The organism is Streptomyces sp. NPDC059989 (assembly GCF_042736975.1).
In the GTDB taxonomy this organism is placed as follows: Bacteria; Actinomycetota; Actinomycetes; order Streptomycetales; family Streptomycetaceae; genus Streptomyces.
This window is the reverse complement of record NZ_JBHWUO010000121.1, coordinates 1-3,908: the sequence shown is the minus strand read 5'-3', so window position 1 is coordinate 3,908 and position 3,908 is coordinate 1. Positions and strand designations below refer to the sequence as shown.

The window sequence follows — 3,908 nt, the reverse complement described above, 5'->3', positions numbered from 1 at the left end:
AGGCAGGGGTGCGCGCTGCGCGCGCAGAATACCCCTGCCTTTTCCGCCCGCCACCACACCCCTTGCCCTGCGCGCTCCGCGCTCCGGGGCCAGCCGACACCGGACCCGCAATGCCCGCCCCCCGTCGGGCTGTAAACCCCTGGTGACCTGCGAAAACATCACTCTTTCGGGGCGGCCGAAGGGCCCGTTTCCACTCCCGAATGACGTCAGATTGCGATAGCATTCTCTTGTTGGTGAGGGGATGTGGCAGGACCCCACCAGCGCCGAAGAACCCCAGGACCGTGAACCCCAGGGAGAGCTATGACCATCACGGACGCCAAGCCCTTTGCGCTGATCGTGCAGAACGACGGCGGGTTCATCCTCGCCGACTGGACCTGTGCCACCGAGCCCCACGAACTACTCCTCCGCGAAGGAGTCCACGCGATGGGTCGCCTGATGCACCCGCACCGGGTCGACAGCAACTTGACCGTTTGGGCGGACGGCGAGGCCCTGTGGAAGGGCGGACCCGCCAACCCAAGCGCCGCGCGCCTGCTGGACACCGCGCACGTGTTCTGCGGCCCGGTCCTCCTTACCGGCGCCATCGCCTACAGCACAGCCCGCAACGCGGAAGGTCTCACGCAGGACGAGGCGCTCCAGCTCATCGAGCGCCACCTGACCGGCAAGCGGGCCCTGCTGCGCAGCCTGCACATCCCCGCCCAGCGCACCCGCTGACAGACCGGCACGGTTGGCCGGGGCCCCTCGCCCCGGCCGACCTACCCCGCCTGCGGGCCGGGAGTGGCACCCGGACCCGCAGGCCGACCGAAGAAAGGGCACGCTCATGACCGACTTCCCCACTTCCGACCGCAGCAACGCCGCGCGCATCCTTGCCCGCCGCAGTATGACCCTCGTGCGGGCTGTCGCACGCGCCGCCGGAGAAGGCCTCCACCATCTGACGGTCGTCCTCGCGACCCCGGACGAGTTCAGCGAGGCTGAGTGCATCATCAACGGGCCTGTGCCCGACGAGAGCGACGCGAACGACCCCCTCGTGTACGCCGCCTACACGTTGGCCGTGACCACGACCGGCGTCAATGCCATGTTGGCCGCGCGCACGATGCACCCGGACGGCACGGTGAGGTTCATGTCCTGGATGATCAGCGACCTCACTGCGTACCCGGCCACGGCTGAACAGAGCCGCGTCGCCTACTGCATCGGCACGGACCGCGACATCACGGCCCCGCTCCCACCCTCACTGTCGATCGTGGACGCGCCCGCACTCGTCTGACCGGCCCCGCACGCGGCCAGCCGCAATCTCCCCGGCGGCTGGCCGCCTTGGCCGCGGGCACCCCGCAGAACTGACCGCTGCACACCAGCGGCGGGGGAGTGGCACCCCCGCCGCATCCGTAGAGCACCGACAAGGAGAGATTCCCATGGCAGACGAGATCGAGCGGTTCCGCGACGGCAGCGCCGCATTCGTGAGCGCGCGTGTGAGCGCCTGGCACCGGCTGGGCAGGGTGACCGCAGATGTGTTGACTGCAGAAGACGCGATGCGCGAGGCCTCGCTTGACGGATGGAATGTCCGCCTGGTGGGCCTGCACGCGACCGAGTTGACGGCCGATGGCGCGACCTTGCTGGACGTGCCGAACCACCGCGCGAGCGTGCGTACACACCCCAAGTCCGGACGACCCGAGACGCTTGGCGTGGTCGGCCCCGACTACGTGCCCGTGCAGAACGAGGAACACGCGGAGTTCCTGAACTAGTTGGTGGACGAGTCCGGGGCGCATTTCGAGACGGCCGGTTCCCTCCGAGGCGGCCGACAGGTCTTCCTGACCATGAAGCTGCCTCAGACGATGACCATCGGCAGGAGCGACGAGGTGGACCTCTACATTGCAGCGTTCAACTCGCACGACGGCAGCAGCGCATTCCGGATCGTCGTCACGCCCGTCCGCGTGGTGTGCGCCAACACCCTGCGCGCCGGTCTGCGAACCGCGAAGAGCAGCTACACGGTCCGCCACACCTCCGGAGCGCGCGGCCGCATCGCACAGGCCCGTCAGGCGCTGGGGCTGACGTTCAAGTACGCCGAGGAGTTCGAGAAGGCGGCACAGCGGATGCTCGACGCGGAGATGACCACCCCGATGCTGCGCTCGGTCGTGGAGGAGCTGTGGCCGGTCGCCAACGCCGACAGCACCCGGAAGAAGACGAACCAGGCCACCCGGTGGAACAGCATCCGCACGCTTTTCGAGCAGGCGGACACCCAGGCGGGCATCCGGGGAACGGCCTGGGCGGGCTACAACGCGATCACCGAGTACGCCAACCACGTAGCCCCGGCACGCGGCACCAGCCCGGATCTGAAGACCGCCGCCCGTGCTGAGCGAGTGATCACGGGCGCCGCCGATGACGTCATGGAACGCGCCTTCCGACTCACGGCCGTCTGAACCGCCCCAAGGCCGGCACGTGGGGGCGCCAGCAGCCGCGCCCCCACGTGCTGCCCCACCCCACGAAGGAGCAGCCATGGAACAGATCCAGGCACGGGACCTCTACCAGCATGCCGTCATCCTCGATGACCTCCGGCCCGCGACCGTGGCCGACCTTGAGATCCGGAGCACGGGCACGGTGGCCGTACGCCTGCACAGCACCGGGCCGGCCCGGCGCGTGGGCCGAACCGTCCTCTACCAACCGCACCAGAAGCTGACCCTGTGCGTCGTCCCGGCGGTCGCATGGCGGGTCCAGCACCGTGACCGCACTACCGGCGAGGGCAAGGGAGCGACCCACACCAGCTCCCACCTCACCTCCGTGTACACGGTCCGACCGTACTGGGCCAATGACACCGACCATCAGTCCGTGACCCGGCTCGTGGAGGAACACACCGTGGTCACCTCCACCCCCATCACCCTTGACCAGCTCCCCGGGCAAGGCCAGCCCACCCCGCAGCCAGCACAACCGGGAGCCCGACGGTTCTACTGCCTCTACGGCGTGGGCCCCACCGTGCTGCGCACCGGTGACGACGTCCGCCAGCGACTTGCCGAGATTACCGCGATCCATGAGCGGGAGCACGGCGAGCGCGACGAGCGGGATAACCGACTCGCGCCGACCTACCCCGCGCTGCAGTGCTCGCGCTGCGTTCGGGGACCCCACGACTTGGACCCCTTGGAAGTCGTGATCACCCGCAGCGAGCACGACATCCAGTTCGCTGACCTTCCTCGCGATTGGGACTACCAACTCACCCCCGCAATGGCACACGCCCGCATCAAGGCTGCGTCGTTGTAGTGCAGGGCAGTACGCCCGCATCCCAGAGTCGATCCGTACCCCGCTTTTGAAACACTGGCCCTCGCCCGGTCGGTACGGGTGCCGAAGCGGGTCGGTCTTCCAGGGAGTGGTTGCGGAGTCGGCGGGATTGGAACCCGCGGACCGGGGGAGGCAGGCCCGCCCAGTACCCGGTCAGTCGGCGTAAGAAGGGCCTTCCTTACACCGATCGCATTGGGCCGCTCTGCCACGACTCCGCAACCAGCGGGAGCTGCTGTTCCCGCCCTGAAGACGGTAGTAGCACTGTCTCGATAGAGCGAACCCTTTCCTTCAGCAGGGGCACATGGCCAGCCCGAGAGCTCTGCAAGCCAGGAGCCAGCGTGACCAGACCCCAACCCCGTTGCTGGCGCCCGCGGAGCGGGCTGGTCCTGGAGGCGAAGCCGGAAGGACCCAGGGCGGGGGAGCGAAGCGGACCCGCCCAACGGTCCGGAGGACCGGACCCCGTGAAACGGGGTCACTTGGGCTCGCGAAGCGAGCCGTTCGGGGTGGAGCGAAGCGGAACCCCGAACTTTGTCCGGAGCGAAGCGCAGGACTCCGGCCCGAAGGGCCGACCCTGGCTCGGCGAAGCCGAGCCCAGTCGAGCGCAGCGAGGCGGTTCTCTCCTGAGCGCGCAGCGCTCAGGTACCCGC

Annotated in this window: 5 protein-coding genes and 1 tRNA gene; 5 read left to right on the top strand and 1 reads right to left on the bottom strand. The window is 68.8% G+C overall.

Going from position 1 to position 3,908, the window contains the following annotated elements; translation table 11 throughout:
• Positions 1–300: 300 nt before the first annotated feature.
• The 5 genes from ACFWBN_RS39650 (at position 301) to ACFWBN_RS39630 (ending at position 3,243) form a co-directional block, all read left to right on the top strand.
• Complete coding sequence (locus ACFWBN_RS39650) at positions 301–711, top strand: hypothetical protein (protein WP_385186688.1); 411 nt, start codon at positions 301–303, stop codon at positions 709–711.
• Positions 712–817: 106 nt separating this feature from the next.
• Positions 818–1,261 carry a hypothetical protein gene (locus ACFWBN_RS39645; protein WP_385186685.1) on the top strand — a complete coding sequence of 148 codons (444 nt, stop codon included), beginning with the start codon at positions 818–820 and terminating at the stop codon, positions 1,259–1,261.
• Positions 1,262–1,406: 145 nt separating this feature from the next.
• Positions 1,407–1,736 (top strand): hypothetical protein, encoded by a 330-nt coding sequence (locus tag ACFWBN_RS39640; protein ID WP_385186682.1) that lies wholly within the window; start codon positions 1,407–1,409, stop codon positions 1,734–1,736.
• 3 nt (positions 1,737–1,739) lie between these two features.
• Positions 1,740–2,411 (top strand): DUF932 domain-containing protein, encoded by a 672-nt coding sequence (locus ACFWBN_RS39635; protein WP_385186679.1) that lies wholly within the window; start codon positions 1,740–1,742, stop codon positions 2,409–2,411.
• A gap of 76 nt (positions 2,412–2,487) precedes the next feature.
• On the top strand, positions 2,488–3,243 hold the full coding sequence (locus tag ACFWBN_RS39630; RefSeq protein WP_385186676.1) for a hypothetical protein: 756 nt from the start codon (positions 2,488–2,490) through the stop codon (positions 3,241–3,243).
• 113 nt (positions 3,244–3,356) lie between these two features.
• On the opposite strand, the gene ACFWBN_RS39625 is transcribed toward ACFWBN_RS39630, so the two are convergent.
• Positions 3,357–3,476: transfer RNA gene (locus ACFWBN_RS39625), tRNA-OTHER, on the bottom strand.
• Positions 3,477–3,908: the final 432 nt, after the last annotated feature.

Excerpts from the sequence above, each read along its gene's own strand:
- ACFWBN_RS39630 (WP_385186676.1), top strand. The coding sequence starts at position 2,488 with ATGGAACAGATCCAGGCACGGGACCTCTACCAGCATGCCGTCATCCTC.
- ACFWBN_RS39640 (WP_385186682.1), top strand. The coding sequence starts at position 1,407 with ATGGCAGACGAGATCGAGCGGTTCCGCGACGGCAGCGCCGCATTCGTG.
- ACFWBN_RS39645 (WP_385186685.1), top strand. The coding sequence starts at position 818 with ATGACCGACTTCCCCACTTCCGACCGCAGCAACGCCGCGCGCATCCTT.
- ACFWBN_RS39650 (WP_385186688.1), top strand. The coding sequence starts at position 301 with ATGACCATCACGGACGCCAAGCCCTTTGCGCTGATCGTGCAGAACGAC.